At 54.5% G+C, this 26,179-nt stretch carries 23 protein-coding genes and 1 riboswitch; of the genes, 14 read left to right on the forward strand and 9 right to left on the reverse strand.

The window, feature by feature from the left end; translation table 11 throughout:
* The first annotated feature begins 95 nt into the window (after window positions 1–95).
* The 3 genes from M2108_RS10080 (at window position 96) to M2108_RS10090 (ending at window position 3,773) form a co-directional block, all read left to right on the forward strand.
* Window positions 96–2,549 carry a heavy metal translocating P-type ATPase gene (locus M2108_RS10080; protein ID WP_277468960.1) on the forward strand — a complete coding sequence of 818 codons (2,454 nt, stop codon included), beginning with the start codon at window positions 96–98 and terminating at the stop codon, window positions 2,547–2,549.
* Window positions 2,550–2,577: 28 nt separating this feature from the next.
* Window positions 2,578–3,357 carry an oxygen-insensitive NADPH nitroreductase gene (nfsA, locus tag M2108_RS10085; RefSeq protein ID WP_277468961.1) on the forward strand — a complete coding sequence of 260 codons (780 nt, stop codon included), beginning with the start codon at window positions 2,578–2,580 and terminating at the stop codon, window positions 3,355–3,357.
* Between the two features lie 221 nt (window positions 3,358–3,578).
* Window positions 3,579–3,773, forward strand: coding sequence for a hypothetical protein (locus M2108_RS10090; RefSeq protein ID WP_277468962.1), 195 nt, complete (start codon window positions 3,579–3,581; stop codon window positions 3,771–3,773).
* Window positions 3,774–3,969: 196 nt separating this feature from the next.
* On the opposite strand, the gene M2108_RS10095 is transcribed toward M2108_RS10090, so the two are convergent.
* The 5 genes from M2108_RS10095 to M2108_RS10115 form a co-directional block, all read right to left on the reverse strand.
* Window positions 3,970–4,878: an ABC transporter ATP-binding protein gene (locus M2108_RS10095; protein ID WP_277468963.1), complete on the reverse strand. Its 909-nt coding sequence runs from the start codon at window positions 4,876–4,878 to the stop codon at window positions 3,970–3,972.
* Between the two features lie 348 nt (window positions 4,879–5,226).
* Window positions 5,227–5,988 (reverse strand): ABC transporter permease, encoded by a 762-nt coding sequence (locus tag M2108_RS10100; RefSeq protein WP_277468964.1) that lies wholly within the window; start codon window positions 5,986–5,988, stop codon window positions 5,227–5,229.
* Entirely contained in the window at window positions 5,985–6,275 is a 291-nt protein-coding gene (locus M2108_RS10105) for a thiamine-binding protein (RefSeq protein WP_090713399.1), read from the reverse strand. Before M2108_RS10105 ends, M2108_RS10100 begins: the two co-directional genes overlap by 4 nt.
* 46 nt (window positions 6,276–6,321) lie before the next feature.
* On the reverse strand, window positions 6,322–7,383 hold the full coding sequence (locus tag M2108_RS10110; protein WP_277468965.1) for an ABC transporter substrate-binding protein: 1,062 nt from the start codon (window positions 7,381–7,383) through the stop codon (window positions 6,322–6,324).
* Window positions 7,384–7,512: 129 nt separating this feature from the next.
* Window positions 7,513–7,624: riboswitch (TPP riboswitch) on the reverse strand.
* Between the two features lie 72 nt (window positions 7,625–7,696).
* Window positions 7,697–9,157 carry a hypothetical protein gene (locus M2108_RS10115; RefSeq protein WP_277468966.1) on the reverse strand — a complete coding sequence of 487 codons (1,461 nt, stop codon included), beginning with the start codon at window positions 9,155–9,157 and terminating at the stop codon, window positions 7,697–7,699.
* Between the two features lie 236 nt (window positions 9,158–9,393).
* Here M2108_RS10115 and M2108_RS10120 point away from each other — a divergent pair, with 236 nt between their 5' ends.
* From M2108_RS10120 to M2108_RS10155, 8 genes are all read left to right on the forward strand, one after another.
* A complete protein-coding gene (locus M2108_RS10120; RefSeq protein ID WP_277468967.1) occupies window positions 9,394–9,831 on the forward strand; it encodes a pyridoxamine 5'-phosphate oxidase family protein in 438 nt (145 codons plus the stop codon).
* A gap of 229 nt (window positions 9,832–10,060) precedes the next feature.
* Window positions 10,061–11,098 (forward strand): EAL domain-containing protein, encoded by a 1,038-nt coding sequence (locus M2108_RS10125; protein WP_277468968.1) that lies wholly within the window; start codon window positions 10,061–10,063, stop codon window positions 11,096–11,098.
* A gap of 97 nt (window positions 11,099–11,195) precedes the next feature.
* Window positions 11,196–11,870 carry a response regulator transcription factor gene (locus tag M2108_RS10130; RefSeq protein ID WP_277468969.1) on the forward strand — a complete coding sequence of 225 codons (675 nt, stop codon included), beginning with the start codon at window positions 11,196–11,198 and terminating at the stop codon, window positions 11,868–11,870.
* Complete coding sequence (locus M2108_RS10135) at window positions 11,867–13,303, forward strand: sensor histidine kinase (protein WP_277468970.1); 1,437 nt, start codon at window positions 11,867–11,869, stop codon at window positions 13,301–13,303. The genes M2108_RS10130 and M2108_RS10135 overlap by 4 nt, the downstream gene beginning before the upstream one ends.
* Window positions 13,304–13,364: 61 nt before the next feature.
* Window positions 13,365–14,276, forward strand: a complete 912-nt coding sequence (locus M2108_RS10140) for an ABC transporter ATP-binding protein (RefSeq protein WP_277468971.1) — start codon at window positions 13,365–13,367, stop codon at window positions 14,274–14,276.
* The gene (locus tag M2108_RS10145; RefSeq protein WP_277468972.1) at window positions 14,273–14,989 is read left to right on the forward strand and encodes an ABC transporter permease; all 717 of its coding nucleotides are present in this window, start codon (window positions 14,273–14,275) and stop codon (window positions 14,987–14,989) included. The genes M2108_RS10140 and M2108_RS10145 overlap by 4 nt, the downstream gene beginning before the upstream one ends.
* A 1-nt stretch (window position 14,990) precedes the next feature.
* A complete protein-coding gene (locus M2108_RS10150; RefSeq protein ID WP_277468973.1) occupies window positions 14,991–15,731 on the forward strand; it encodes an ABC transporter permease in 741 nt (246 codons plus the stop codon).
* A 167-nt stretch (window positions 15,732–15,898) separates the two neighbouring features.
* Complete coding sequence (locus M2108_RS10155; protein ID WP_068723657.1) at window positions 15,899–16,264, forward strand: ArsR/SmtB family transcription factor; 366 nt, start codon at window positions 15,899–15,901, stop codon at window positions 16,262–16,264.
* 122 nt (window positions 16,265–16,386) lie between these two features.
* On the opposite strand, the gene M2108_RS10160 is transcribed toward M2108_RS10155, so the two are convergent.
* Entirely contained in the window at window positions 16,387–17,367 is a 981-nt protein-coding gene (locus M2108_RS10160; RefSeq protein ID WP_277469011.1) for a cation diffusion facilitator family transporter, read from the reverse strand.
* Window positions 17,368–17,952: 585 nt separating this feature from the next.
* Here M2108_RS10160 and M2108_RS10165 point away from each other — a divergent pair.
* The gene (locus tag M2108_RS10165; RefSeq protein WP_481856886.1) at window positions 17,953–20,280 is read left to right on the forward strand and encodes a heavy metal translocating P-type ATPase; all 2,328 of its coding nucleotides are present in this window, start codon (window positions 17,953–17,955) and stop codon (window positions 20,278–20,280) included.
* Window positions 20,281–20,466: 186 nt separating this feature from the next.
* Window positions 20,467–22,497, forward strand: a complete 2,031-nt coding sequence (locus M2108_RS10170) for a methyl-accepting chemotaxis protein (protein WP_280776997.1) — start codon at window positions 20,467–20,469, stop codon at window positions 22,495–22,497.
* Between the two features lie 83 nt (window positions 22,498–22,580).
* On the opposite strand, the gene M2108_RS10175 is transcribed toward M2108_RS10170, so the two are convergent.
* The 3 genes from M2108_RS10175 to M2108_RS10185 all read right to left on the reverse strand — a co-directional run bounded on the left by M2108_RS10175 (window position 22,581) and on the right by M2108_RS10185 (window position 24,820).
* A complete protein-coding gene (locus M2108_RS10175) occupies window positions 22,581–23,543 on the reverse strand; it encodes an L-lactate dehydrogenase (RefSeq protein WP_277468975.1) in 963 nt (320 codons plus the stop codon).
* A 334-nt stretch (window positions 23,544–23,877) separates the two neighbouring features.
* Entirely contained in the window at window positions 23,878–24,384 is a 507-nt protein-coding gene (locus tag M2108_RS10180; RefSeq protein ID WP_277469013.1) for a CcdC family protein, read from the reverse strand.
* 175 nt (window positions 24,385–24,559) lie between these two features.
* Window positions 24,560–24,820 (reverse strand): GlsB/YeaQ/YmgE family stress response membrane protein, encoded by a 261-nt coding sequence (locus tag M2108_RS10185; protein WP_068723663.1) that lies wholly within the window; start codon window positions 24,818–24,820, stop codon window positions 24,560–24,562.
* Window positions 24,821–25,101: 281 nt separating this feature from the next.
* Here M2108_RS10185 and M2108_RS10190 point away from each other — a divergent pair, with 281 nt between their 5' ends.
* A complete protein-coding gene (locus M2108_RS10190) occupies window positions 25,102–26,157 on the forward strand; it encodes a lactonase family protein (protein ID WP_277468976.1) in 1,056 nt (351 codons plus the stop codon).
* The last annotated feature ends 22 nt before the right edge of the window (window positions 26,158–26,179 follow it).

A 26,179-nucleotide genomic window follows, 5' to 3' on the forward strand; every position in this document is an offset into this window, starting at 1 on the left:
CTGGAGCAGGGACCCGTTAGAAGGTCTGGTGGCATCCATGCCTTTTATTTTTCAAAGTTTTATACCCTTGGGGGGTATATGGAGGTGTTTGGCAAATGGAAAAGAGTTCAGAAGCAGGAATGCAGCAGGCTACGCTGCAGATTACAGGCATGACCTGCTCCGCCTGCGCGGCCCGGATTGAGAAGGGGCTGTCCCGGATGGAGGGGGTATCGCGGGCCAATGTGAACCTTGCGCTGGAGCAGGCAACGGTCGGTTTCGATCCTGCGGTTGCCGCTCTGCCGCAGATTGAGGAGAAAATCCGTTCCCTTGGCTACGATACGATTAAGGAATCGGCGGATTTTGATATTACGGGCATGACCTGCGCCGCCTGCTCGGCCCGGATCGAGAAGGTGCTTGGCCGGATGCCCGGGATTGCATCGGTCAATGTAAATCTGGCGCTGGAGACGGCGCATGTGGAATATTCGCCGGGCAATATCAGCACGGCGGATATTATGGAGAAGGTCAGCAGTATCGGCTACAAGGCCTCACTGAAGCAGGACCGCCGGGAGACGGCGGACCAGCGCGGCCAGGAAATTGTACGCAAGCGGAATAAGTGGATCATTTCAGCGATTCTGTCCTTTCCGCTGCTGTGGGCAATGGTCGGCCACTTTAGCTTTACCTCATGGATTCCGACTCCTGATCTGCTGATGAATCCCTGGTTTCAGCTTGTGCTCGCCACACCAGTGCAGTTCATTATCGGCTGGCAGTTCTATGTAAGTGCCTATAAGGCGCTGAAGAACGGCAGCGCCAATATGGATGTGCTGGTTGTGCTGGGCACCTCTGCAGCTTATTTTTACAGCTTGTATCTGACCATAGATTCGCTCGGGATGAGCGGAATGAACCACTCTGTCGATATGTATTATGAAACGAGCGCTGTCCTGATCACGCTGATTCTGGTGGGCAAATGGTTTGAAGCGCTGGCCAAGGGCCGCTCCTCGGATGCGATCCGCAGCCTGATGGGACTGCAGGCCAAGACTGCGCTTGTCATCCGCGGCGGTAACGAAATAAGCATTTCTATAGAAGAAGTTATTCCTGGTGATATTGTACTGGTGAAGCCGGGCACGAAGATTCCTGTGGACGGCCAGGTGCTGGAAGGCCTGTCTTCCGTAGATGAATCCATGCTGACAGGTGAGAGCATCCCGGTGGAGAAGAAGCCGGGTGATTCGGTAATCGGAGCCACAGTCAATAAGAACGGAATGCTGAAGATTGAGGCCCGTAAGGTAGGCCGCGATACCGCCCTGGCGCAGATCATCCGGGTGGTGGAAGAAGCTCAAGGTTCCAAAGCGCCGATCCAGCGGATTGCCGATGTTATTTCCGGTATTTTTGTGCCGATTGTTGTTGCTATCGCGGTTCTGACCTTCTTCATCTGGTACCTCTGGGGGGCACCCGGACAGTTTGCCGATGCACTGGAAAAAGCGATTGCCGTGCTTGTCATTGCCTGCCCTTGTGCTCTTGGGCTGGCAACGCCGACCTCGATTATGGCCGGCTCGGGCCGGGCGGCCGAATTCGGGATACTGTTCAAGGGCGGTGAGCATCTCGAGGCTGCGCAGGATATCCGGACCGTTGTGCTGGATAAGACCGGCACGGTAACCAGCGGGAAACCTGTGCTTACAGATATCCTGACCACGACCGGAATTCCGGCTCACGGCAAGGAGCTGGCGGAGAACCGGCTGCTGGCGGTTACTGCGGCTGCCGAGAAGCTCTCGGAGCATCCGCTTGCCGAGGCTATTGTGACCGGAGCAACCGCGCGCGGCCTGGCGTTGCCGGCGGCAGCGCAATTCCAGGCTGTACCGGGCAGGGGTATTTCGGCGGTAGTCGACGGAGCGGCTGTTCTGGTTGGAACCCGCCGGATGATGGAGGAAAGCGGGGCAGATACAGGCCCGTGGAGCCAGCTGATGAGAAAGCTGGAGCAGGAGGGCAAGACAGCGATGCTGGTATCCGTGGACGGCGGCATTGCGGGAATCGTAGCTGTGGCCGATACGATCAAGGACACTTCGAAGGCAGCCGTAGCCAGACTGCATGAAATGGGCATTGAGGTCGTCATGATTACCGGCGACAATAAACTGACTGCTGAAGCTATCGCACAGCAGGCCGGCATCCGCACTGTGCTGGCGGAGGTGCTGCCCGAAGGCAAGGCGGCAGAAATCCGCAGGCTGCAAAGCGGCGGCGTGAAGGTGGCGATGGTCGGCGACGGGATCAATGACGCTCCAGCGCTGGCTACGGCCGATACCGGGATGGCCATCGGGACCGGTACGGATGTTGCGATGGAAGCGGCGGATATTACGCTTATGCGCGGCGACCTGTTGAGCATTCCCGATGCCATACTGATGAGCCGCCGTACAATGCGTAATATTAAGCAGAATTTGTTCTGGGCGCTCGCTTACAATACAATTGGGATACCGATAGCCGCACTGGGCTTTCTGGCGCCGTGGCTCGCAGGAGCGGCGATGGCCTTCAGCTCCGTGTCGGTTGTACTCAATGCGCTGCGGCTGCAGCGGGTGAAGCTGTAGCCGGCGGCAGGAATAAGGAGCGATAACAATGAGTGATGAACAAAAGGTTGCGGCAGGCAGTCCGGACAACGAGACCCTATCGCTGTTAATGAAGCATGCTTCGGTCCGCCAGTACCTGGATACCCCTGTAAGTGATGAGCAGCTTGCCGCCATTATCGGCGCGGCGCAAATGGCTTCCACTTCCAGCAATGTGCAGGCTTACAGCGTGATTGCTGTTACTGACACTGTACTAAAGGCGCAGCTCTCGGCTTACTCCGGCAATCAGGCTTATATTGAGCAGTGCCCGGTGTTTCTGGTGTGGTGCGCCGATCTCTACCGGCTGAAGGAGACCGTGCGCCCGCATCTGGGTGATGCAGAGACCTGCGAAGACACGACAGAGAATCTGATCGTCGCCACCGTTGATGTTGCTCTTGCTGCACAGAATGCGGCGGTTGCTGCAGAGTCCCTTGGGCTCGGTGTTGTCTACATCGGCGGGATCCGCAACAACAGCGCCGCCGTATCCGAACTGCTCGGCCTGCCTGAGCTGGTCTATCCTGTATTCGGCATGTGCCTGGGCACTCCGGCCGGAGAATCCGGCCTGCGTCCGCGGCTGCCGTTATCTGCAGTACTGCATTACAACGGCTATGATAAGGAGAAAACAGCGGCCCAGGTTGCGATCTACGACAAGGTAAGCAGTGACTACATGCATAAGCGGACCGGCGGACAGAGCAGCACCCCGTGGTCGGCTATGATGGCCAAGCGGCTTGCCGAGCCAGCGCGCCTGCACATGAAGGATTATCTGCAGGAGAAGGGCTTTATGAAGCGGTAGGCTGCTGCGGTTTCAGGGCGACTTCTGCGGGGACCGCAGAGATAGGCAGATTTATATTAAAAGCATGGTGTACCGGTGCTGCCGGGGGCCATGCTTTTTTTGTACTGGCACAATAGAACTCCTACTGCTGGATCAAACCGGAAATGAAAAAGTCACTGATACGATGCATCTGCATTCAAATTGTGGAAATATGTTACAATCATTAAAAGGAGATGATAATCATGTCTGATTTTTTTAACCCAGGTCCTCCAGCAGCCAATTCGACTGATCCTGGTGGTCATAAAGCTAACCATGACGTAAACGCCGGCAAATATCACCAAGAGGGTCCTCCAGGTTTTTGGAGGCAGGTTACTGATCTTTTGATTGCAGTAGGAATTATAGCCGTTATCATTCTTATTATAATGTGGATATTTTAATAAAATCAGATATATACCGTAGCTTACATCGTTGAATGGGAGTATAGTGATCCTAGCCCGCAAGGGTATGATACTTTTCGTATTACTTGGAAAACCAAAAAAATCCCTGCCCTCCTGTTTGCACTGGTAGGCAGGGATTTTAAGTATTAAAAGCTTGCATGACGCACCGTTGCCGCCCCAAAGTCCGGCTCTCCGGCTACTTCCTGTCCTTGGCCTGCTCCTCCCGCATCCACTGTGACAGCTGGCGCTTGAGCTGCAGGAATTCAGGCGTATCGGTAATTTCCTCGCGGCGCGGCCGCGGAAACGGAACATCCACGGTATGGAGAATCGAGCCGGGCCGGCCGGAAAAGACATAAATCCGGCTGGAGAGCAGCAGCGCTTCTTCAATATTGTGGGTGATAAACAGCACGGAGCGGCGGTTCTCCTCCCACAGCTCCAGCAGCCAGCGCTGCATGTCGCTGCGCGTCAGCGCATCGAGCGCGCTGAACGGCTCGTCGAGCAGCATCAGCTCCTGCGGAGCGAGCAGGGCGCGCAGAAAAGCGGCCCGCTGCTGCATGCCGCCGGACAGCATGTGCGGGTACGCCTGCTCGAAGCCGCCGAGCCCGACCCGGCCGAGCCAGCGGCGGGCGTTCTCCCGGGCGGCGGCCAGCGGCTCGCCTTTCAGCTCACCGGCCAGCAGGACGTTGTCCAGGGTGCTGCGCCAGGGAAAGAGCGCGGGCTGCTGCGGCATGTAGCTGATCTCGCCGCGCTTCCCGGTAACGGTGCGGCCGTTCATGCTCACTGTTCCGGTATCCGGGGCCTCCAGGCCGCCGATGATGTGGAACAGGGTGCTTTTGCCGCAGCCCGACGGGCCGAGGATAGATACGAACTCCTGCGGCCGGACGGTGAGGGAGACGTTATTCAGCACACGGGTCTCCCTGCGGCCGCGGCCGAACGTCTTCGAGATGCCGCTGACCTCAAGCGCCGGAGGCTGGTTCTGCGCGGCGTTGCGGTATGCGGCGTCAGTGCCGAAGGCCGCGAAATCTTGAGCGTTGACAGCCCCGCTCCGGTGGCCTGTAGGAATGAAAGGGTCCGATGATTCAACGTTCTCTGTTTGATGAGACATACAGCATTAACCTCCTTTCCAGTTGTGCTCATCGGCAGCCTGAAATTAGTGTGAAAAACGCCAACTAAATTCTCTGAATTCGCCTGAACTCTGAATCTAAGTGGAAAAACGCCATCTAATATTACCGGAAATCCTGCTTTCAGGCCAAAGTGGTGAAATTAGGTGGCAAAAATCCAACTAATCCTGATTTTTGGCCGTCCGGGATGCAATTAGGTGGCGAAAATCCAACTAGGCTACCCCGGTTTTGTCCCTAGCCGAACTCAAGCAAGCCAAGCAAGCCAAGCCCGACCGAAGCCCGTCTCAAGCCAGCCCCAAGCCGGTCCCAAAATCATCCCAAGCCCACCGGGCCTATTCCGCTTTCCGCGGCTTCCAGCGGACCAGCCATCTCTCCGCCAGGGCAATTATGGCGAACAGCACCAGACTTAGTAACACAATAATGACGATGGCGACAAACACGTTATCGGTGCGGTAAGCCGATTTCTGCAGCAGCATGTAATAGCCCAGCCCCTTGTCGGCGCCGATCCATTCGGCGACAACGGCGCCCATTACGGCGTAGGTGGCGGAGATTTTGACGCCGGAGAACAGGGCGGGCAGGGAGCCGGGCAGCTCCAGCTTGGTAAAGATCTGCCACTTGCTCGCCCCCGCCATCTTCATATAGTTCATCATTATACGGTCGCTCTGCGCAAGGCCCCCCATAGCGGCGACTGCCACCGGGAAGAAGCAGACAAGCGTGATCAGTACAATCTTCGGCAGCAGGCCGAAGCCGAACCAGATGACCAGCAGCGGCGCGAGTGCAATCGACGGCACATTCTGGCTGAGAATCAGCAGCGGGTACAGCGCCCGCTTCAGCCAGGGCAGCAGATGCAGCAGCAGGGCTACCATCAGGCCGGTGCCTGTGCCGATCGGGAAGCCGATCAGGGTAAGGCGCAGAGTTGCTGCGGTATGTGACCAGATGCTGGCGGCATTATCCGCAGAAGCCCGGGCAATCGTCCCTGGTCCCGGAAGAATCCAGGCCTCAATCCCGAATACGGATACGGACAGCTGCCAGATCCCTATAAACAAGACGACCGCCACTAAGGGCGGCCAAATCTGCTTGAAGTACGGTCTCACCGGTATTTCTCCGTCAGCTTGTCCATGCTGATGCCGTTTGGATTGTGGGCGATTTTGATCTGGGAAATGATGCTCGGGCTGCCGGCAGCAACCAGCGCCTCATGCATCTGGCGGACAACCTCCAGCAGCTCGGTGATCTCGCCCTCCATGGTAGTTTCCAGCGGGTTCACCTGGTGCTTCACGCCGGATTGCTGAATCACTTCAATCGCTTTGTCTACGTAGGGAATGGAGTCTTCGCCGTTAGGCGTTTTAGGAATAACCTGAATGCTAAGCAGTGTATTTGCCATTATAATCAACCCTCTCGATAGTATGGGAAATTCACTTATTCCTTCTTTATTCCGCAGGCAAAAACTCGTTGGTGAACGTGCTGTCCACATCCAGCGGCTGATCCAGCAGCTTCAGGCCGTACATCCAGTCGGAATAGTTCTGCCAGACTTCAGCCTTCTGCTCACCCCAGCGGGCAGCATCGTCCGTATATTTCGGACTCAGCCATTTCTGGCTGGCCAGGACAAGCTCGGGATCAAGATCAGGCACAGCCTTGGTCAGGATGGCGGCCGCTTCCTCCGGCTGGTCAATGGCGTACTGGTATCCTTTCGACGTGGCTTTGAGGAACGCCTTCACCAGCTCAGGCTGCTCGGCAATAACTTTTTCGCTGGTCGTAAGAATAGGGGTGTAGTAGTCAAGCTGAGGTGCGTAATCCTTGAGGTAGAGCATATCCAGCGGCTCCCCGCGCAGCTCAGCCTCAATACCGGTCCAGGCGTAGAAGATCCACGCAAAATCAATATCGCGCTTCACTGCGGTGAAATAGTCGGCTTCCCCGATATTCACCAGCTTGACCTTCTTCACATCGCCGCCTTCCGGGTCCATGATGGCTTTCATGGCCGCCTCTTCAGCCGGAGAGCCCCAGCCTCCGTAAGTCTTCCCTTCAAAATCCTTAGGCGAAGTAATGTTGCGGTCCTTCGGTGCAGCGAATCCGGAGGTATTATGCTGAATGATGGCAGCAATGGATACAAGCGGCACACCCTGCAGACGGGCCAGCGTCAGCGCTTCCTGGGCACTGATGCCAAACGCGGCTTCGCCAGAGGTCACCATCGTATCGGCTCCGGCCGCTCCCGGCTGGACAATTTCCACATCAAGGCCCTCTTCCTCGTAATAGCCCAGCTCCTTGGCCGCGTACAGGCCGGTGTGGTTGGTGTTCGGTGTCCAGTCGAGCGCAACCTTGATCTTGGTCAGCGCTGCCGGCACAGCAGCAGTTGCTTCCGCAGCCGGTGCGGGGGAGGCATTACCTCCATTACCGTCGTTTGTTCCGTTTGCACCGTTGTTACTGCTGCATCCGGCAATCGCCAGACTCAGAATGCAGGCAAGAGAGAGCAGTTTGGCTTTTTTGATTCCCATTTCGTTTGGTTCACTCCTTCCAGCAATCCCTAGTCTTCCAGTTTCTAAATCTGATATGCAAAAAAAAGCGCCCCGAAGATCGGGACGCCAGTCATTTGCGCAAGGTTACAGGCTCCGGCCGCGGGGGACCGGGAAGCAGTTATGGATTCCTACGCTGGCATTATCCAGATCAGGTATAAGGGTCAGTATCTTAAAGGAATACACTCTCAGCCGGCCAATTCCAGCCCCCCCTGGTTCTATGAAGTTATCGGGTATTGCTTATTCTACGGTGTATTATAGACGTACCGCCAGGGGTTGTCCAGTAGCAAACTCCCTACTCCCTGGAATAATACCGCTTCCTGCGGCGGCTGCGGATACCGTTCCACAGCTCTTTCAATGTCAGGAGGATGCTGACTGCAATCCCTGTAAACGTGAGGAAGAGTGCCAAATATTCAAATGGGGAGTAGCTCGTCATTTTGCCCCAGTCAATCGGGGCCTTCAGGTCCTCAATGACCTGATTCATCCCGTAAATGCCGCTGACCACCGTGAACACGGTAAGGATCATCAGCAGCGTATCCCGGCGTTTGGCCTGGAATTTGTCCTGGTATTGGAACAGGTCGTCCAGCGTCATCTTCACTTCGTCGAATAAGGCATCGTTGCCGTAAACCTTCCGCAGCTGGAAAAAAATCTCACGCCCCTGTGACTGCGAAATCAGCTCCATAAAGTAGAATTTGGCTGAGAATTTATTGATCAGGAAGATCAGATTCTCAATTTCATCGTAGTCACGGTTAATACGCAGACGGGAATGCAGATTAGACAGCTTCAGCAGCACGATTTTGTGGAAAATACTCAGCAGCAGTCCGTAGTAATACTCGCCGTACATCTGGTTGGCCAGCCTGGTGGCGATTTCGGGTTTGGCTCTGCTGAGGCAGCTGAAGGTCTGCTCATTGGTCATATAATAGGTGTCCGGACCCCAGCGGTTGTAGGAATGCTCCTGGCAATAGTCGCTGATATAGTCCGGGTCGCTTGCGCTCATATAAGGACTGCCATCTGCGTCAAACCCGTCCAGCTGGGAGGCCCGGAATCTCAGCCCGATATCCAGCTCCTCTTCATCGTCCTCAGGAACAAAGCCGTAAAAGGCCTGGACCATCATCCGTTCATCCACGAAAAAGGGCAGCGTCTCAAAATAAGCCCCGTCAAGCTCCGACTGGTCCAGAAACGGCCTCAGGCTGGGTACAAGATTTTCAAATACAAAATCCTCCACCAGATCAAACGACTTCTGACCACATTGGATAGAGGTTCCTTTATCCTCCAGAGTGGCATCCTCCAGCGTGCGGAAGCGGTCGGCGAATTCCAGCGCTACACTATAAGGGAGCGGAGTATCCTCAAGCTGGGTCCGGATGGTCAGAAAGCCAACCTGAAACGGACAGAGAAAAATATCTGTCGAGAGCACCTGGAAGGGAATGGACCGGCCGGGCATATTAAGCGTGCTCGCCAGACCGTTGACCTTGGAGAAGCGCCGGAAGGAATCCTTATCCTTTTCACGCGGAAACAGCACATGGGCTGTGAAGGGGAGGTAGCTGCGCTCCATTTTTTCATGCGACACACAGTATCCATCTCCGTAATAGGCATCCTCAAGCTCCTTATTATCCAGAAAAAAGCGTGTGAAGCCGTCCTGCTTAAGCTGCCGGATCAGCTTGTCGTCCTCACCGTTTTGAATGGAGAAAGGAAAGATAAACTGCAGCAGCGCAGTATGTAACACGGGTTCGGGAGATTCAGCCAAAAGCTTAGTCATACATAGGTTCCACCTTATTTTTTAGAATATCAGTATGGTGTAGTATTACCCTAACCGGGAGGCAGCAACGCTAAGCCGTACCCTCACAGCGGGATCTGTTCATGGATTTGTCCCGGATTCAATGTGAATGAAGGGGGTACACTATAGTAAGCACAATTTTAATGATAAATCCAAACTGCGAATGCGGATATATAAAATGTGTATCTGCGTGATTTCTGAAAGGAGCTATTTCGTCCATGAATAACAATGAGCTGGAGCAGACTATCCTCAAGGCGCTGGATGACAACAAGTTCGGGTCCTTCGGCACGATCGAAGCCGGCAACAAACCAAAGGTGCGTTATATGGCGGTATTTCATGACGGACTGAATATTTATCTGGCTACCAATCGCAAAACGCATAAGGTAGAAGAGCTGCAGGACAACCCGAATGCTTTTCTGCTGCTTGGATATGAACAGGGCGGCGGCAGGGATGTGCTGGAGATTGAAGCCAGAGCTTCCGTCACCAAGGATGACAGCCTGCGCTCCAAGGTCTGGAACAAGTCGCTGGAGGAGTGGTTCAAGGGACCGGATGATCCGGATTATGTTATCCTGGAGCTTACGCCTACACGCATTGAGTATATGGGCAAAAACAAGGAGCACGGCGTTTGGCAGCCTGGTGCCACTGCAGGGAAATAACCGGTTTCCGGGCAGCGTATCAGACAGAGTAGCCGGGATGAAATACAGCCACCTGCGGAATCCAGTTCCGCAGATGGCTTTTTAGGATGCACCGGAATCCGGGATCTGACCTTAACCTGCAAAAAAAGGGTAAAGCTGTAATTTTGCATCGCCGCATGGCTAAAAATTGGCAGATCATGATATAATGGCTACACTAAAGGTTCGACATTTGATGCGAGGGAGGATGTCTATGAACTGTAGGGACTGCTCTGTGATAGAGCCGGTGGAGGATGAGGGGGAGATCCGGTTTCGGCCGTTTACCTTTGTGCTTGCCTCTGCATTGAGAGCTTCAGGAGTGGAGTTCACAGCGGTGAAGAATACGGGGGGGATTCCGTACGCTTCCAGAGAAGCGCTCTTTGAGCTGCTGAAGCTGCTGACCATACTGCAGGAACAGGCGGATACTCATCTGAAGTTGTGCATCAGCGGCAAGTCAGGCAGCCTGACAGCAGAGCGCTGGGTCTCCTTGGAGCAGCTGGAAATAAGATTCGCCAACGACAATCTGATTTCCATCATTTCCAATCATGACTTTACCAGCCACATGCAGCCTATTGTGAATTTTACCGAGGAAATTGTAGGCTTTGAGCTGCTGCTGCGGCCGTTGCCAGAGGGAAGTGCTTTTCAGCCCTACGAGCTGTTTGAAATCGCCCGGCAGACCGGGTTTCATTCTTTTCTGGACCGTGCTGCGCGCATTTCGGCCATTGAGACCAGTGCGAGGCTGCTGCCCAAGGGTATTAAGCGTTTCGTTAATTTTTTGCCATCCTCCATTTATAATCCTAATTTTTGCCTTACCCATACCTTTGAGGCCATCGAAAGATTGGATCAGGACCCGGAGGACTTTGTGTTCGAGGTGGTGGAGACGGAGAAAATCAGTAGCATGGAACATCTGCAGGCTATTTTTGCAGAGTACCGCAGACAAGGTATGCGGGTCGCGCTTGATGATGTCGGCGCAGGGTATTCGACCGTGGAGCTCATGTCCAGCCTCAAGCCGGATTATGTAAAGATTGACCGGAATCTGATCAGCTATTGCGATCAGGATAACCGCAAGCAGAAGACAATCAAGGATATCATCAGCCGGGCCGGATCCTTTGGAGCCAGTGTACTGGCCGAGGGCATCGAGCGGCGGGAAGAATTCCAGTACTGCCGGGAGATCGGCATCGAGCTTGCCCAAGGTTATCTTTTCGGCAAACCGGAGGACAAGCCGCCGGCACATTTCGGATTTAGCGCATAACATATGAAGTACATATTCCCCGGAGTGAACGCGGTTTATCCGCCGCCCCGGGGATTATTTGCGAACACAGACAATTTTGGGTGAAAATGGAGGAGCTATGAGTATTACATTGCTGTATGTGGAAGATGACCGGGAGATCGGAAGCGCCGTTTCTGCAGATTTGCGGGAGAGGAAGTACGCGGTCCGCTGGCTGCAGAGCGGTGAGGGGGCCGTTGAGGCTGCAGCAGGCTGCCAGCTGGCAATTCTTGATGTCATGCTGCCCGGGCTTGACGGCTTCACTGTCGGACAAAGGCTGAAGCGGGCCTATCCGGAGATGCCGGTTCTGATGTTATCCGCCCGTACCTCAATAGATGACAAGCTGCAGGGGCTGGAATTCGCGGATGATTATTTGACGAAGCCGTTCCATCCCGACGAGCTGGCAGCCAGAATTGAAGTGCTGCTGAGGCGGACCGGTGCTGCCGAGCCTGCACCGCTAGTCCTTAAACATCTAATCGTGTATGAGGGTAACAACGTGATTCAGGAAGCTTCAACCGGCCGCGAGATTCTGCTTACCGGCAAGCAATTTCAGATCTTTACCTACATGCTGCGCCATCTCGGGCAGATCCTGACCAAGGAACAGATCTATGAAGCCGTCTGGGGCGAGGCCTATATTGAAGGGGATAAGACATTGATGGTACATATCCGCTATTTGCGCGAGAAGCTGGAGCTTGATCCGGCTGCTCCGGAAATAATTGAGACCGTCCGGGGGATCGGCTATAGGGTGAGAGCATGAGCGGACGGAGGAGCCTGCGCGGGCGCCAGCATTCCCTGCAGTCCCGTTATCTGCTGATTATAATAGCAGCGCTGCTGTTTATTCCGGTCGGCATCCCGTTGACCTTTGCGGGCTATAATCTGTTTAATCTTCAGACTGCCGAAAAGCCGCCGGAGGAATATAAGCTGTATTCCAACATCACCGCACTGGAGGAGCAGTGGCATCAGGAGGCGTCAGGCCTGTCCGGGCAGACTCCTGATGACATCGACCGCAGGCTGGAGGAGCTGAGCGGCAGCTATCCGCTGGCCGCCATGTTCTGGGTGGACGGAGAGGGGCAGACCCGGCAGATTCATATTCCGGAGGACCCGCAGCTTCAGGGGCAGCTTGCCCTGGACAGGATACCTGCGCAGTGGAGTGCACCTGAAGCTATTGCCTTCATGAAGGATGCGGCCAGGCAGGACCCGCTGGCCATTGTCGCATTCATAGGCGACCGCGCAGATGCCGGTGAAGGCTTCCTGGTTATGCAGATACCGGAGAAGATTACCGAGGCCTACCGGTTCCAGAGCCTGGGCTCCTGGTATATTCTCGTACTGTTGATCTTTTTCGCTCTGTTTGTTGCGGTATCCTGGCTGTTCTTCACCGGAATCCGCAGGCGCCTGCTGCGGCTGCAGACAGCCATGAGCTTTACCGGAGGCGTCGGCATTCCTGAACCCATCGCACCCGGCAAGGCGGATGAAATCGGCCGTCTGGAAGAGGCGTTCAATCACATGGTCGCAGAGCTGACTGTGAGCCGCCGGCGGGAAGCTGAGGAGGAAGGGCTGCGGAAGCGGCTGGTCGCCGACCTGTCGCATGATCTGCGGACCCCGCTGACTGTAATACGCAGCCATCTCCATGTGCTGGGCAAGGAGGGCTTATCCAGGCGCGGCCAGGAGTCCATCCAACTAATGGACGAGCGGATTGAAGGCCTCAGCGGCCTCATTGATAATCTGCTGTCTTACAACCTGCTCAGCAGCGGACGGGTGACTTTGAACCCTGAGCGCAAGGATGTGCTGCGGATATTACGGGAAAGTGCAGCTGCCTGGTATCCCCTGTGGGAAAAGGAAGGGTTCGAGGTGGACATCAGCCTGGAGGGGGAACCCTTATACTGGGTTATCGATGAGAGCTGGTTCCGGCGGATTCTCGATAATCTGTTTCAGAATATTGTTCGCCATGCGCGCAGCGGAAAATACGTCGGCGTGCAGACGGTAACGCGGGGGGATGGGCGTGCGGTTGTCATCTCTGACCGCGGACAGGGGATGGACAGCGCTCCGGAGGCAGCAGGTGCCGGGCTTGGCCTGTCGATTGTTGATCTGCTGCTGAAGCGGATGGAGCTTGTTCGGGAGACCGACAGCTCCCCGCAGGGGACATCCATTGAAATTACCCAGCCGCGGACGCAAAATTTAAACAAAATTTAAACTTGCTGCGGCCGCTGCTTTAACCTCGGGGCGTTATGCTGAATACCGAGGTGAACGACTAATGAAATCAACGGTAATCAAAACGACAGGTTTAAGAAAGGTGTACCGCGGCCGGGCTGCGGTCGAGCATCTGGAGCTGAATATCGGCCGGGGGGAAATCTACGGCTTCCTCGGACCGAATGGAGCAGGTAAAACAACAACCATCCGTATGCTGCTGGGTCTGATCAAGCCAACCTCCGGGCGGATTGAAATTTTCGGCCAGGAGCTGCGGAAGCATAAGCTGCAAATACTGCGCCAGGTGGGCTCGCTTGTGGAGTCGCCGTCATACTACGGGCATCTGAATGCCGTGGACAATCTGGAGGCGATCCGCCGGATTCTGGATGCTCCCAAGTCCCGGATTGCCGAGGTGCTTGATATTGTCTCCCTGACCGGTGAAGAGAAGCGTCCGGTTAAGGGGTTTTCGCTGGGCATGAAGCAGCGTCTGGGGATTGCTGCCGCTCTGCTGGGCAGCCCTGAGCTGCTAATTCTGGATGAGCCGACGAACGGCCTTGACCCTTCCGGAATACAGGAGATCCGCTCGCTGATCAAGCGGCTGCCGGCAGAGCATGGAATTACGGTGCTCGTCTCAAGCCATCTGCTTGGTGAGATCGAGCAAATGGCCGATACCGTAGGCATTATCCGCCAGGGCAGCATGGTCTATCAGGATACGATTGCCCATCTGCAAGAGCAGGCTGCAGGTGATCTCCGGCTTGCGGTATCCGAACCGGAGGCTGCACTGGAACTGGCCAAGCGGCGGGGCTGCGGCGGGTCGCTGCAGGAGAGCCGGGTTATTCTGCCCCGCATGAGTGATGCCCGCGTGGCACTGCTGATCAAGGAGCTGGTAGAGAACGGGCATGCGGTCTACCGGGTAGAGGAACGCCGGCAGTCTCTGGAACAATTCTTCCTGCAGGTTGTTGAGGGGGGAGTCTCATGATGTGGCGGGCACTGTCGGCGGACTGGCTCAAAATACGAGGCAAAGGCCTGTGGTTCCTTGTTTTTCTTGGACCGCTCGGTCTTACTGCGATGCAGGGGCTGAACTTTGGCATCCGTTATGATTATCTGAAAGAGCAGTACCAGTCAGATCTATGGGGCGGACTGCTCAGCAATGTTGCCGGCTTCGTACCGATTGCCCTCTATCTGGGCGGAACGCTGATCTGTTCCCTGATCGCAAATGTAGAGCATCAGATGAGCTCGTGGAAACAGCTGCTGGCCCTCCCGGTTTCACGCACCTCCGTATTCATGGCCAAGCTGCTGCTCTGCCTGCTGCTGCTGGCCTGCTCCTGTCTGCTGCTGTCCGCCGGGACTCTGGGACTGGGGCTGATCCTTGGCTTCGGCTCCCGGCCGGTACCTTATGCCGATATCCTGCGGCTTGGTTTTGCTTCTTATGCCGGTGCGCTGCCGGTCATTGCACTCCAGCTGTGGCTCTCCCTCTCCAGCCGCAATCAGACCTTTCCGGTAGCTGTCGGGATTACGCTGTCGCTGCTCAGCATCTTCTCCATGTATCTGTCTGAATGGATGCCGCTGACCTGGCCTGCCCTTGCCTGGGAGGCAGAGTCACCCTGGCTGTTCATCACGTCCGGCCTGCTGCTTGGCCTGCTGGTGATCCTTCCGGGAGCGCTTCACTTCGCCCGAAAGGATGTGGACTAAGATGCGGAGATTCTGGAGAATTCTCTCGGCGGAGAGAATGAAGCTGTCGAGGTCCTTTATCTGGCCGCTGGTGGTCATCAGCCCGGTCATTGCATTGCCGGTGGGTGCGCTGGCCAATGTGCAGCAGGAAGGAGAACCCTTATCCTGGCAGGTGCTGCTGAATGTCATGTCCCTGATGCATGCCTTATTGTTCCTTCCTGTGCTCACAGGGCTCCTTGCAGCGCTCATCTGCCGCGCCGAACACAGCGACGGCGGCTGGAAGCTGATGCTAGCGCTTCCTGTAACACGCACATCAGTATACCTTGCCAAGTTTACTGTGATCATGGTGCTGCTGGCCTGTGTCCAGCTGGTCTTTCTTGCGGCCCTGCTGGGCATGGGTCTGTACCGCGGGGCTGAAGGGCCTGTACCCTGGCCGCTGTTCCTCTCAAGCATAGCGGGGGGCTGGTTCGCCTGTCTGCCGCTTGCTGCGCTGCAGCTGGGTGTGTCCCAGGGCTGGAGCAGCTTCGGCGCACCGCTGGCGCTCAATGTAAGCCTGACCATCCCCAATATGCTGATCGTCAACTCGGCTACGTACGGGCCTTATTATCCGTGGGCCCAGCCGCTGCTTGCCATGTCGCCCTTTGGAGGGGAAAAGTTCGGGGCATTCCATCTGCCGGCACAGACGCTGATGCTTGTGGTATCCGCCAGCCTGATTGTGTTCCTGGCTGCCGGTCTGCTGGCGTTCCGGCGCAAGGCGGTGTAGGACGGCTTAACCGCCCGGCACCTGTGAATGGTCTCCCGTACCCTTTTCCGGTCACGCTCTGCGGTCAGATCAATGGACATTGTCCGAAGTTTTTTTTATAATTAATCGTAGAGAATCTTATTAATGACCGGTGCGACCGGGGAAAGCTTAATTAGGAGGGCGGAAGCATGGAGCCGGCAGCACTTGAAGAATGCGATAACACCTGCAGCGGTTCGGAGCTGGGGCCGGAGACAGCGGCGCTCATTCTGCCTGACCGGGGAACTACGGACAAAATGGCCGAGATGTTCAAGGCGCTGGGCGATCCGACAAGAGTGCGGATGATTTACGCTTTATCGCAGAGAGAGCTGTGCGTGCACGATCTGTCCACTATCCTTGATATGGGGCAGTCGGCGGTATCCCATCAGCTCCGCTACTTGCGGAATCTGCGGATTGTGAAGCGCCGCAAAGAAGGCAAAACCGTATATTATTCGCTGAACGACGCGCATGTTGAGCAGATTTTCCTGCAGACACATGAGCATATCCGGCACGAATAGATCAGGCACACAAGAAACCGTCCATAGGGCCAGTAGCCCCGGGGACGGTTTTTTTTGCAGCGTTCAAATATCAGGATGGCTGAAAAAAACATGTGTATGGCTGCTCCGGGCTTTGGCCGGGGTCACACCTTTAACTCACCGTGCTCCATAGCAGAATTCTCGACCTGCAGTGTAACGTGACGGATGCCAAAATCCTGCTCTATAAGCCGGACGGCCTGCTGCAAAATAGCCTGATGACTGGCGTTATCCCTGATCAGCAGGTGTCCGCTAAGCGCATCCAGACCGGAGGTGATGCTCCAGATATGGAGATCATGGACATCCAACACACCGTCGATGCCAAGGAGCGCGGTACTGACAGCTCCGGAGTCCACGGAAGGGGGAGCCCCCTCCATCAGAATGTGAAAGGCCTGCTTCACCACACCCCATGCGCTCCGCAGAATCAGCAGCGCCACAACTACACTGATGATCGGGTCAGCCAGGTACCAGGAGAAGAGCGACATAACCAGCCCGGCCAGCAGTGCGCCGACAGAGCCGAGGGCATCACTGACGATATGCAGATAGGCGCTGCGGATGTTGATGTTATCATGGCCGCTGCTCTTGCGCAGCAGCGACCAGGCGCTTGCAAGGTTAGCCAAAAGTCCAACGGCAGCGATGATCATCATGGTACCGCTGGCTACTTCAGGAGGGGAACCGAAGCGCTTGAACGCTTCCCACATAATAATGCCGGCGATCACAAACAAAGTCACTCCGTTAAACAGGGCGGCCATAATTTCAAAGCGGTGAAACCCGTAAGTATTTTTGGCAGAGGCCGGCCTGACGGCAAATATCATGGCGACCAGGCTTAAAGCAAGTGACGCCGTATCACTGAGCATATGCCCGGAGTCTGAGAGCAGCGCCAGGCTGTCCGTGACCAGTCCCCCGAAAAATTCGAGCAGCATGATTCCGCCGGTAATAATCAAGGCAATCAGCAGACCCTTCCGGTCAGCCGGGGCATGGGAATGGCCATGTCCGTAAGCGTGGTCATGATTATGCCCTGTGTGACTGTGTTTGTGAGCGTGACCGTTGTCTATGTAGCCGTGCTGATGAGAGTGATTATGGTTCATATCCTGGTGCTCGTCAGTGTGGTTATGACCCGTGTGGTTTGTATGGAACGATTGTTCATTAGCCTTATCGTTGCCTGAGCGGCGATGCTGATTCATAAATAAGCCCCTTCCTAATTAACATATGAATGATTGCTCATATGTTAATATTATCCCTGCAGAGGTAAAATTACAAGCGGCCGTACCTGTTTTTTTCTTAATGATTCACAGAGGTTGCTGACCAAGCTAAGTGGAAATTTAGCATCTATTTCTTAGGCCGGCTGCCGGAAAGAGGATACTAAGTGGAAAAACGCTATTTAATTTATGCTTTTTGACCGACTTTGGGTTTACAGCCTGAAATAAGTGTGGATTTTCCAACTAATGATCGGAATGGATGGGAAATCATAAAAATAGATTGCAAAAATCCAATTCATTACCCGGCAGTCAGAGTCAAGGCAACGGAGCAGGCACTATCCTGCAGCATCTAAAATAAGGGGCAAACTATGCAGTTTCTGCATTGACACTGTAAGTTTTAGGAGAATATAATGTGTTTAAGTTAACATATGAACAAATACTCATATATTGTTTTATCCAAGGGAGATGAGTCATTTGAGTACGGCAGACGGTTTGGTAAAACGCCAGTGGATGCTTGACGGGCTGGATTGTGCGAATTGTGCGATGAAAATTGAGAATAAGGTCAGTAAAATTGAAGGTGTCTCTTCCTGCTCTGTCAATTTCGCCATGAAGACGATGACTGTGGAAAGTGCTGCTGATCAGGCGGACAGCATATCCGAGCAGGCCCGGCTGACGGTGACGAGCCTCGAGCCGCATGTAAAGGTGCGGGAACTGAAGGCCGGAAGCGTCCGAGGGAAGACGCAGCCCGGAGCGGCCCGGGCCGTCCATGCCCGTGTGGACGGAGACTCAGGCCATAACGGGCATGTCCACGGGCACGCCCACGGCGACGCTGCCGCCCACGGCCACGGGCACGTCCACAGCGACGGTGCCGCCCACGGCCACGGGCACGTCCACAGCGACGGTGCCGCCCACAGTGATGCTGCCCATGGCCACAGCCATGATCACGGTGCTGGAGATACCCGGCGCATCGTGCTGAGGCTTGCCGGAGGCGGCATTCTGGCCGCTGCCGCCATGCTGCTGCCGCTCAGCGGCATTCCGGAGCTGCTGCTGTTTCTGGCCGCATACCTGATTGTCGGCGGCGAGGTCGTGCTGTCAGCAGCCCGCAATATTATCCGCGGCCAGGTGTTTGACGAGAACTTCCTGATGGCGCTGGCGACAATCGGGGCTTTTGCCATCGGCGAATACCCGGAGGGCGTGGCTGTCATGCTCTTTTACCAGGTGGGCGAGCTGTTTCAGGGGATGGCCGTGAACCGCTCCCGCAGGTCTATTACTGCGCTGATGGATATCCGTCCCGAATTCGCTTATCTGAAGGACGGCAGCGGGCTGCGGCGGGTGCCGCCGGAGGAGGTGGAGATCGGGGATATCATTGTCGTGAAGCCGGGTGAGAAGGTGCCGCTCGACGGAACCATTCTGGAAGGCAGTGCGATGATGGATACCTCTGCACTTACCGGCGAATCGGTACCGCGTTCAGCTGAGCCGGGCAGCCAGGTGCTGAGCGGCTTCATTAATCGAAACGGCGTAATTACCGTAGAGGTTACCCAGACTTTCGGGGAATCGGCAGTATCCAAAATTCTCGAGCTGGTGCAGAATGCAGCCGGCAACAAGGCCAAGACGGAGAATTTCATCACCAAATTCGCCCGGGCTTATACGCCGCTCGTTGTCATTACAGCACTGCTGCTGGCTGTTGTTCCTCCGCTGGTGATCAGCGGAGCCACCTTTTCGGACTGGATATACCGTGCTTTGGTCTTCCTGGTCATTTCCTGCCCGTGCGCACTGGTCGTCTCGATCCCGCTTGGCTTCTTCGGCGGAATCGGTGCCGCTTCGCGCAGCGGAATCCTGGTCAAGGGCAGCAATTATCTTGAAGCGCTGAACGATGCCAAGATTGTTGTCTTCGACAAAACCGGCACACTGACCAAAGGGCAGTTTACTGTAACGGGAATCTATCCTGCCGAAGGCTTTACAAACGAAGAGCTGCTGCGGACGGCTGCATATGCCGAGAGCCATTCCAGCCATCCGATTGCCGAATCGGTCCGTGCCGCTTACGGCCAGACAATCGACATGGATCTAGCGGAGAATTACGATGAGATCTCAGGACACGGGATTTCCGTTACAGTAGAGGGCAGGGCTGTACTCGCCGGAAACGTCAGGCTGATGGAGCGCGAAGGAATTACAGCGAATGTGCCTGTGCAGAACGGAACGGTCGTTCATCTGGCAGTGGACCGGCGGTATGCCGGACATCTGATTATCGCCGATGAGGTGAAGGAGGACTCGCTTCAGGCGGTCAAAGCGCTTAAAGCGCTCGGTATCCGTAAAACGGTAATGCTTACCGGTGACACCAGAGCGGTTGCTGAGGCTGTCGGAGCACAGCTTGGGATTGATGAGATTCATGCCGGCCTGCTGCCGCAGCATAAGGTGGAGGCGATTGAGCGTCTGGAGCAGGAGAAGGGCAAGCGGGAGAACATTATTTTTGTCGGCGACGGCATTAATGATACCCCTGTACTGGCTCGGGCTGATGTCGGAATGGCGATGGGCGGGCTCGGCTCGGATGCAGCCATTGAAGCGGCGGATATTGTGATCATGACGGATGAACCGTCGAAAATTGCCGCGGCAATCGGAATTGCCAAGCGTACACGGCGTATTGTCTGGCAGAATATTATTTTTGCCCTGGCCGTCAAAGGATTGTTTCTCCTCCTGGGCGCATTCGGAATCGCCACGATGTGGGAGGCGGTATTCTCGGATGTAGGCGTTACTGTACTGGCGGTGCTCAACAGCGTCCGTGCCCTGCAGATGCCCAAAGAATAGTCATAATTTTACGAATGAAATCAGATGAATAAATATGAAAAATAAGCCTGTTTAGATTCCATTATGTGGGACTAAAGGCTTATTTTTTATGTGATATATAATGGAAATTGTCTGTTCTTGCCGATATAACAGTATAGATTTACAGCAAATGGAAGCTGCTAACTAATACTGCTGGGAGGACTAAAGGTGGAAAAAGAAGTGAAGCTTTGGACAAAGCTGAAAATGAAAGCAAAAACACGCAAAACGGCCTCGATGCAAAGAAAATGGTCCCTGATTATTTTGGCCATATCGATTATACCGTTACTCGGATCTACCCTCTTTTTTACAACCTACTTCAGTAAAGTGACCAAGGAAGACAGTGAAGCAATCGCGGAAACGATCCTGGATATGAATGCCTCACGGCTTAACGAATGGTTAATGTCCAAAACCTCAGCTGTACAGGCGCTGGTCGCCCTGCATCCTGAATTTGATACTTCAAAGCCGGAGACGATTTTCCCGGCGATCAAGGTGCTTGAGGAAAGCGACATGCAGTCTGAAGGCTATAGTGTTATTAATAAAGACGGTCTGTTGACCAATATGCTGGGCTTAACGGCGGAGATGGGAACAGCGGATTACTTTTTGAAGGCAAAAGAGACGATGCAGCCGGCTGTGGCGGATATGACCTTTCTGGAGCCCCTGAGCAAGTATGTTATATCGGTGATCGTCCCGTTTGCCGGGGCGGATAAGCAGTTTGCCGGAGCCATTGCCTTCTCGGTTACTCCCGAGGTGATGATGGAGATGAGCAAGGATATCAAAGTCGCAGAAAGCGGCTACGGATATGTTGTCTCGGGTGACGGGACTTATTATGCCCATTATGATACACAGCGGGTCGGAAAAAACATCGCCGATTTCGCCGGCAGCAAGGAAATGAAGGCGGCAACCGAAAAGATTCTGGGCGGGGAGAGCGGCTCGGAAACCTATAAAGGTGAGGATGGCAAGGAGATCATTACGTATTACGAGGCAGTGCCGGGTACGAACTGGAAGCTGATGATCAATGTACCGGAAAACGAAATCTATGCAAAAGTGATCTCGGCACAGACCGTTGCAGGCATTTTTCTGATCATTGTTATCCTGGTGGTGGTGTTCCTGGCCCTCTACATGACGAGACTGATGGTTAAACCGGTGTCTGCCGTATCCAAAGTGGTTAAACGGGTTGCAGAGGGGCATTTAAGCGAACGGGTGCCTGTAACCTCAAAAGATGAAATCGGCCAGATGAGCAAGGGCATTAATGATATGATCGAAGCTTTATCCGGTATTGTCGGGATGATTGATGCAGCAGTGGCTGAGGTGGCCATTTCGGCCAAGGGCCTGCTAGGATATGCCAATGAGTCGTCCAATACCTCGGCGGAGATTGCCGAAGTCATCAAGGAAGTGGCCCATGGAATGGAAGAGCAGTTCAAGGGATCGGAGCAGTCAGCCCGGGCGACGGAAGAAATGGCGATCGGCCTTCAGCGGATTGCGGAATCTTCGGTCAATGTATCCGACCAGGCGGAAAGTGTGAATAAGGAAGTAGAGAACGGGTATCTTGGAATCCAGTCTACGCTGGAGCAGATGAAGGTAATCAGCACGACAGCCGGACAGACTTCAGAACTGATCGCAACGCTTACACAGCAATCCGAGCAAATTGGCCAGATTGTTGATGTCATCTCTGAAATTTCCAATCAGACCGGGCTGCTGTCCCTGAATGCATCTATTGAGGCGGCCAGGGCGGGTGAACACGGGCGCGGCTTCGGGGTAGTGGCGAATGAAGTGAAGAAGCTGGCTGAGCGTACGAATACGTCCATTGTGCATATTGTTGAGCTGATCCGGCAAATTCAGACCTCGACGGCAAATGCCGCTGCGTCCATGGAGAAGAGTATTGCTGAAATCGGCGACGGTATGGATAAAATGAACCATGTAGGCGCGGCCTTTGAGCATATCCGGTCCTCCATGCGTGAAGTTTCCAACCAGATTCAGGATGTCTCGGCTATCAATGAAGAGATGTCTGCCGGGACAGAGGAAATTACGGCATCCGTCTCGGATATGCTGACGATTGCCAAAGCATCGGCGGAGAATGCCGAGCTGGTTGCCGAGGCTTCTGTAGAGCAGAAAGATCTGATGGGTAAGGTTGTGTCTGAGGCTGAAGCCCTCACCGCCATGATGGCTGAGCTGAAGGAAGAAGTCGGCCGTTACCGTTAAGCTTTCAAATATACAAATTAACCCCCTCCGCAAAGCGCGCAGCGCTAAGCATGAAGGGGGTTCTTTGTATAGCGGAGCGGAGGCTACACCGTTTCTTCCAGCTGCAGGCTTTGGATGCCAGCGCGGATGATGCCGCAGGAGGCATTGAATTTGGCGGTCTCCTGCTCGCTCAGATTCAGCTCCAGCAGCTCCTGAATACCGCCGCCGCTAATGATGGCCGGAACCCCGGCGCATACTTGCGCCTGCCCGTATTCACCGTCGAGGATGGCCGAGACGGCGATGATCTTGTGCTCGTCATTGAGGATGGAGCGGGTGATATAAGCCAGCGCGCTGCCGATGCCGAAATGGGTCGAGCCCTTGCGGGTGAAAATTTCCCAGCCGGCGTCCTTGGTCTTGCGGGCAAGATCATCGAGATCGAGGCTGCTGAACCGCTCCCGGTGCTGCTCCATGATCTGCAGCAGCGGCTTGCCGCCAATCGTGACGTGGGACCAGGCCACGAACTGCGATTCGCCGTGTTCGCCCAGCGCATAGCCGTTGACGCTGCGCGGATCAATAGAGAACACCTCGGAGAGCAGTGTCTTCAGACGCGACGAATCGATGGAGGTGCCGGTGCCGATCACACGGTGGCGCGGGAGGCCGGACATTTTCCATACCATATATGTGACGATATCGACCGGATTGGCAGCCACTACAAAGATGCCATCGAAGCCGCTGGCCATAATGTCGGTAACAATCTCTTTAGTGATAACAGCGGCGGCGTCCAGCACATCAAGTCTCGTCTGGCCGGGCTTGGGATTCGCGCCGGCTGTCAGAATGACCACATCCATGCTGCCGCAGTCACCGGCAGTTCCGGCATACACCTTGGTTCTGGTTCCTGCAAAATCCATGCAGTGCGAGAGGTCAAGCGCTTGTGCCATGGCGCGGTCATAGGTACGGTCGACCATCATGATCTCATCGCAGATGGCCTGGTTGACCATGGAATAGGCACAGCTTGAGCCCACATTTCCTGAGCCGACGACCGCCACTTTTCTAGATTTCGATTTCAATTGCCTTGCCCTCACTCTCTAAAAGTAATACCCGGCCCCGTCTGCGAAAGCTGGAGGTTAAGTATGTCTTTATTCTACCTGATCTCACCGCAAGTTACCTGACATCAGAGTGAAAAAACCAGGCGGAAGCAATCAGTCTTTGTCACATATTATACGAAAAACGGAACTGATCCGGCATTTGTATATAACTATTGTATGCGGGAAATGCGAAAGAAGGGATATAAGTTGACAAACCTGCAGTAAATTATATTAGCTGCTGCTGACTCAGCATCTCCAAATAACGGAAAGAGCATCCCCTACCCGGCAAGGATAAGAGATGCTCTTTATTAAAGTTCTAGCCCCTCGGCTGGGGAATACGTTCCTGCGGCGGAGACATCAGGGTATAGCGCTTATACATGAACACCCGCCAATGGAGAATCATACCGAAAGCCAGGATGAAGAACAGGCCGCCGGATTGCGGGACGGATACATACCGGTTGATAAACTCATGGAGTACGGTGCGGACGAGCAGCAAGCCCAGCAGGATGAAGGCGAAGCTCTTGGAACGCTGGGCGTAGATCAAGCCTTCCCGCTCTTCAAACTTGGTGCTGCGTATCAGCGGATAGGCAAATATGAACCAGCCGGCCAGAAAAGCCAGCACTGCCCACCACCACGGAAAGCGGACTTCAGGTACTACAAACATGGCGAAGCCGGTTGACATTCCCAGGGGCGGAATCCATATTTTGCGCAGCGTCACGGGACGCTCGCTTGCCTTCAGGCGGATAAAAATAACCATAAGCGCCATGAAAACAGCTCCCAGCGTAGAGCCTATATGCAGAAGCGAGGGATTGATATTGCCCATCATTCACGTTCCTCTCTGTGATTTGTGTCACTTATTTCTTCATTATAGCAGAAATTTCTTTGTAAACAGAATGCTGGTTAAGAGCAGACACAAAGAACCCGCCAGGCTGCCCTGGCGGGTTCTTTGCAGATTATGCGTTATAATCAGGTTCAAGGGTTACCCTTGACCACTTAGCTTACGAACGGCTGCGTCCGCCAACCGAACGGAGAATCAGGCTGACGATAGCAATCAGGATTACTGCACCGATAATGGATTGGAAGACATAGAAGTCACTGATTCTAGGACCCCAGTCGCCCAGCAGCATACCGCCGAGCCATGAGCCAAGGATACCGGCAATAATATTACCAATAATCCCTCCCGGAATGTCTCTGCCCATAATCAGACCTGCCAGCCAACCAATCACGCCGCCAACGATCAACATCCATAGAAAACTCATTTTTCTTCAGCTCCTTTTTGTATGTGTGTGTTGCCTTCGATGGTTACTATTAACCTCAAGCAATGCGTTTAAACCACGTGGATAATTTTGTATTTACGGACTGGTGCGGCAGTTTAATATGCCCGGAAAATAGCTGTTTAATACCGGTCAGGTGCCGGGTAAATAAACATGTTATATTGATTTATGAGACCTGGAACAGAAGCAATCTGCACAGTACAGGGTAAATATTATGTAAGTAACAGCAATTATAGAATGCAGTTTACTGCAAAGGAGACGCGGATATGAAGCAGCCGAATGAAGTCTTATTTTACATTGGTACTTATAATACAAAAGAGAAAGAAGCCATCCTGCTCGGAGCTCTCAATAAAGATACCGGAGAAATGAGGGTGCTGGGCGGGACCGCAGGCATTGAGAATCCTTCCTTTCTGGCTTTGAACAGCTCCGGGACAGTGCTGTATGCGGTAAGCGAGCGGGATGAGGGTGAAGTTCACGCCTTTGCCGCTGACGCCGGTACGGGGGCGCTGCAGCCGCTGGGCAGCAGAAGCACTGACGGTGGTGCACCCTGCTATGTATCTGTTTCCCCGAAGGGTAATTACATATTCGTAGCCAATTATACCGGCGGCAATGTGAATGCCTTTCCGGTCAGTGATGACGGCTCACTTGGTGAAATGTCCGGCCAGGTCAAGCATGAGGGCTCGGGAATCCGCCAGGACCGGCAGGATGCACCCCACACGCATTCCGTTATTCCTGACAGCACCGGGGAACGGGTGCTGGTATGTGATCTCGGGATTGATCAGGTACTGATCTACCGGCTTGTGAACGGTAAGCTGGTTACACACCGGGAGGTAGATCTCCCGCCGGGCTCGGGCCCGCGCCATCTGGCCGTCCATCCGTCAGGACAGTGGATGTATCTGATTAACGAGCTGAACAGCACCATTACGGTATTTGCCAACAATGAGCAGCAGGGCGACCTGAAGATTCTGCAGAGCATCAGCTCACTGCCGGAGCAATATCCGGCCGGCAGTGATGATACGGCCGCAGATATTCATGTGTCACCATGCGGACGGTTCCTGTATGCGTCCAACCGCGGACATGACAGCATCGGCCTGTTCTATATTAATCCAGGGACGGGATTGCTGGAGTCAGGTGACTGGGTGAAATCGGGCGGGCGGATACCGCGCAACTTCGCAATTACCTCTGGCATGCTGCTTGCTGCCAACCAGGAGAGCGGCAATATTGTTTCTTTCCGGATTGACAAGGAGAGCGGCCGGCTGATCCCTACCGGTAACGAACTGGAGGTTACCGCTCCGGTGTGCCTGGTTCCTGTGCAGCCATAGCAGAACAATAAGGGCCTTCCCT

The organism is Paenibacillus sp. PastM-3 (assembly GCF_029893965.1).
Lineage (GTDB): Bacteria > Bacillota > Bacilli > Paenibacillales > Paenibacillaceae > Paenibacillus_AQ.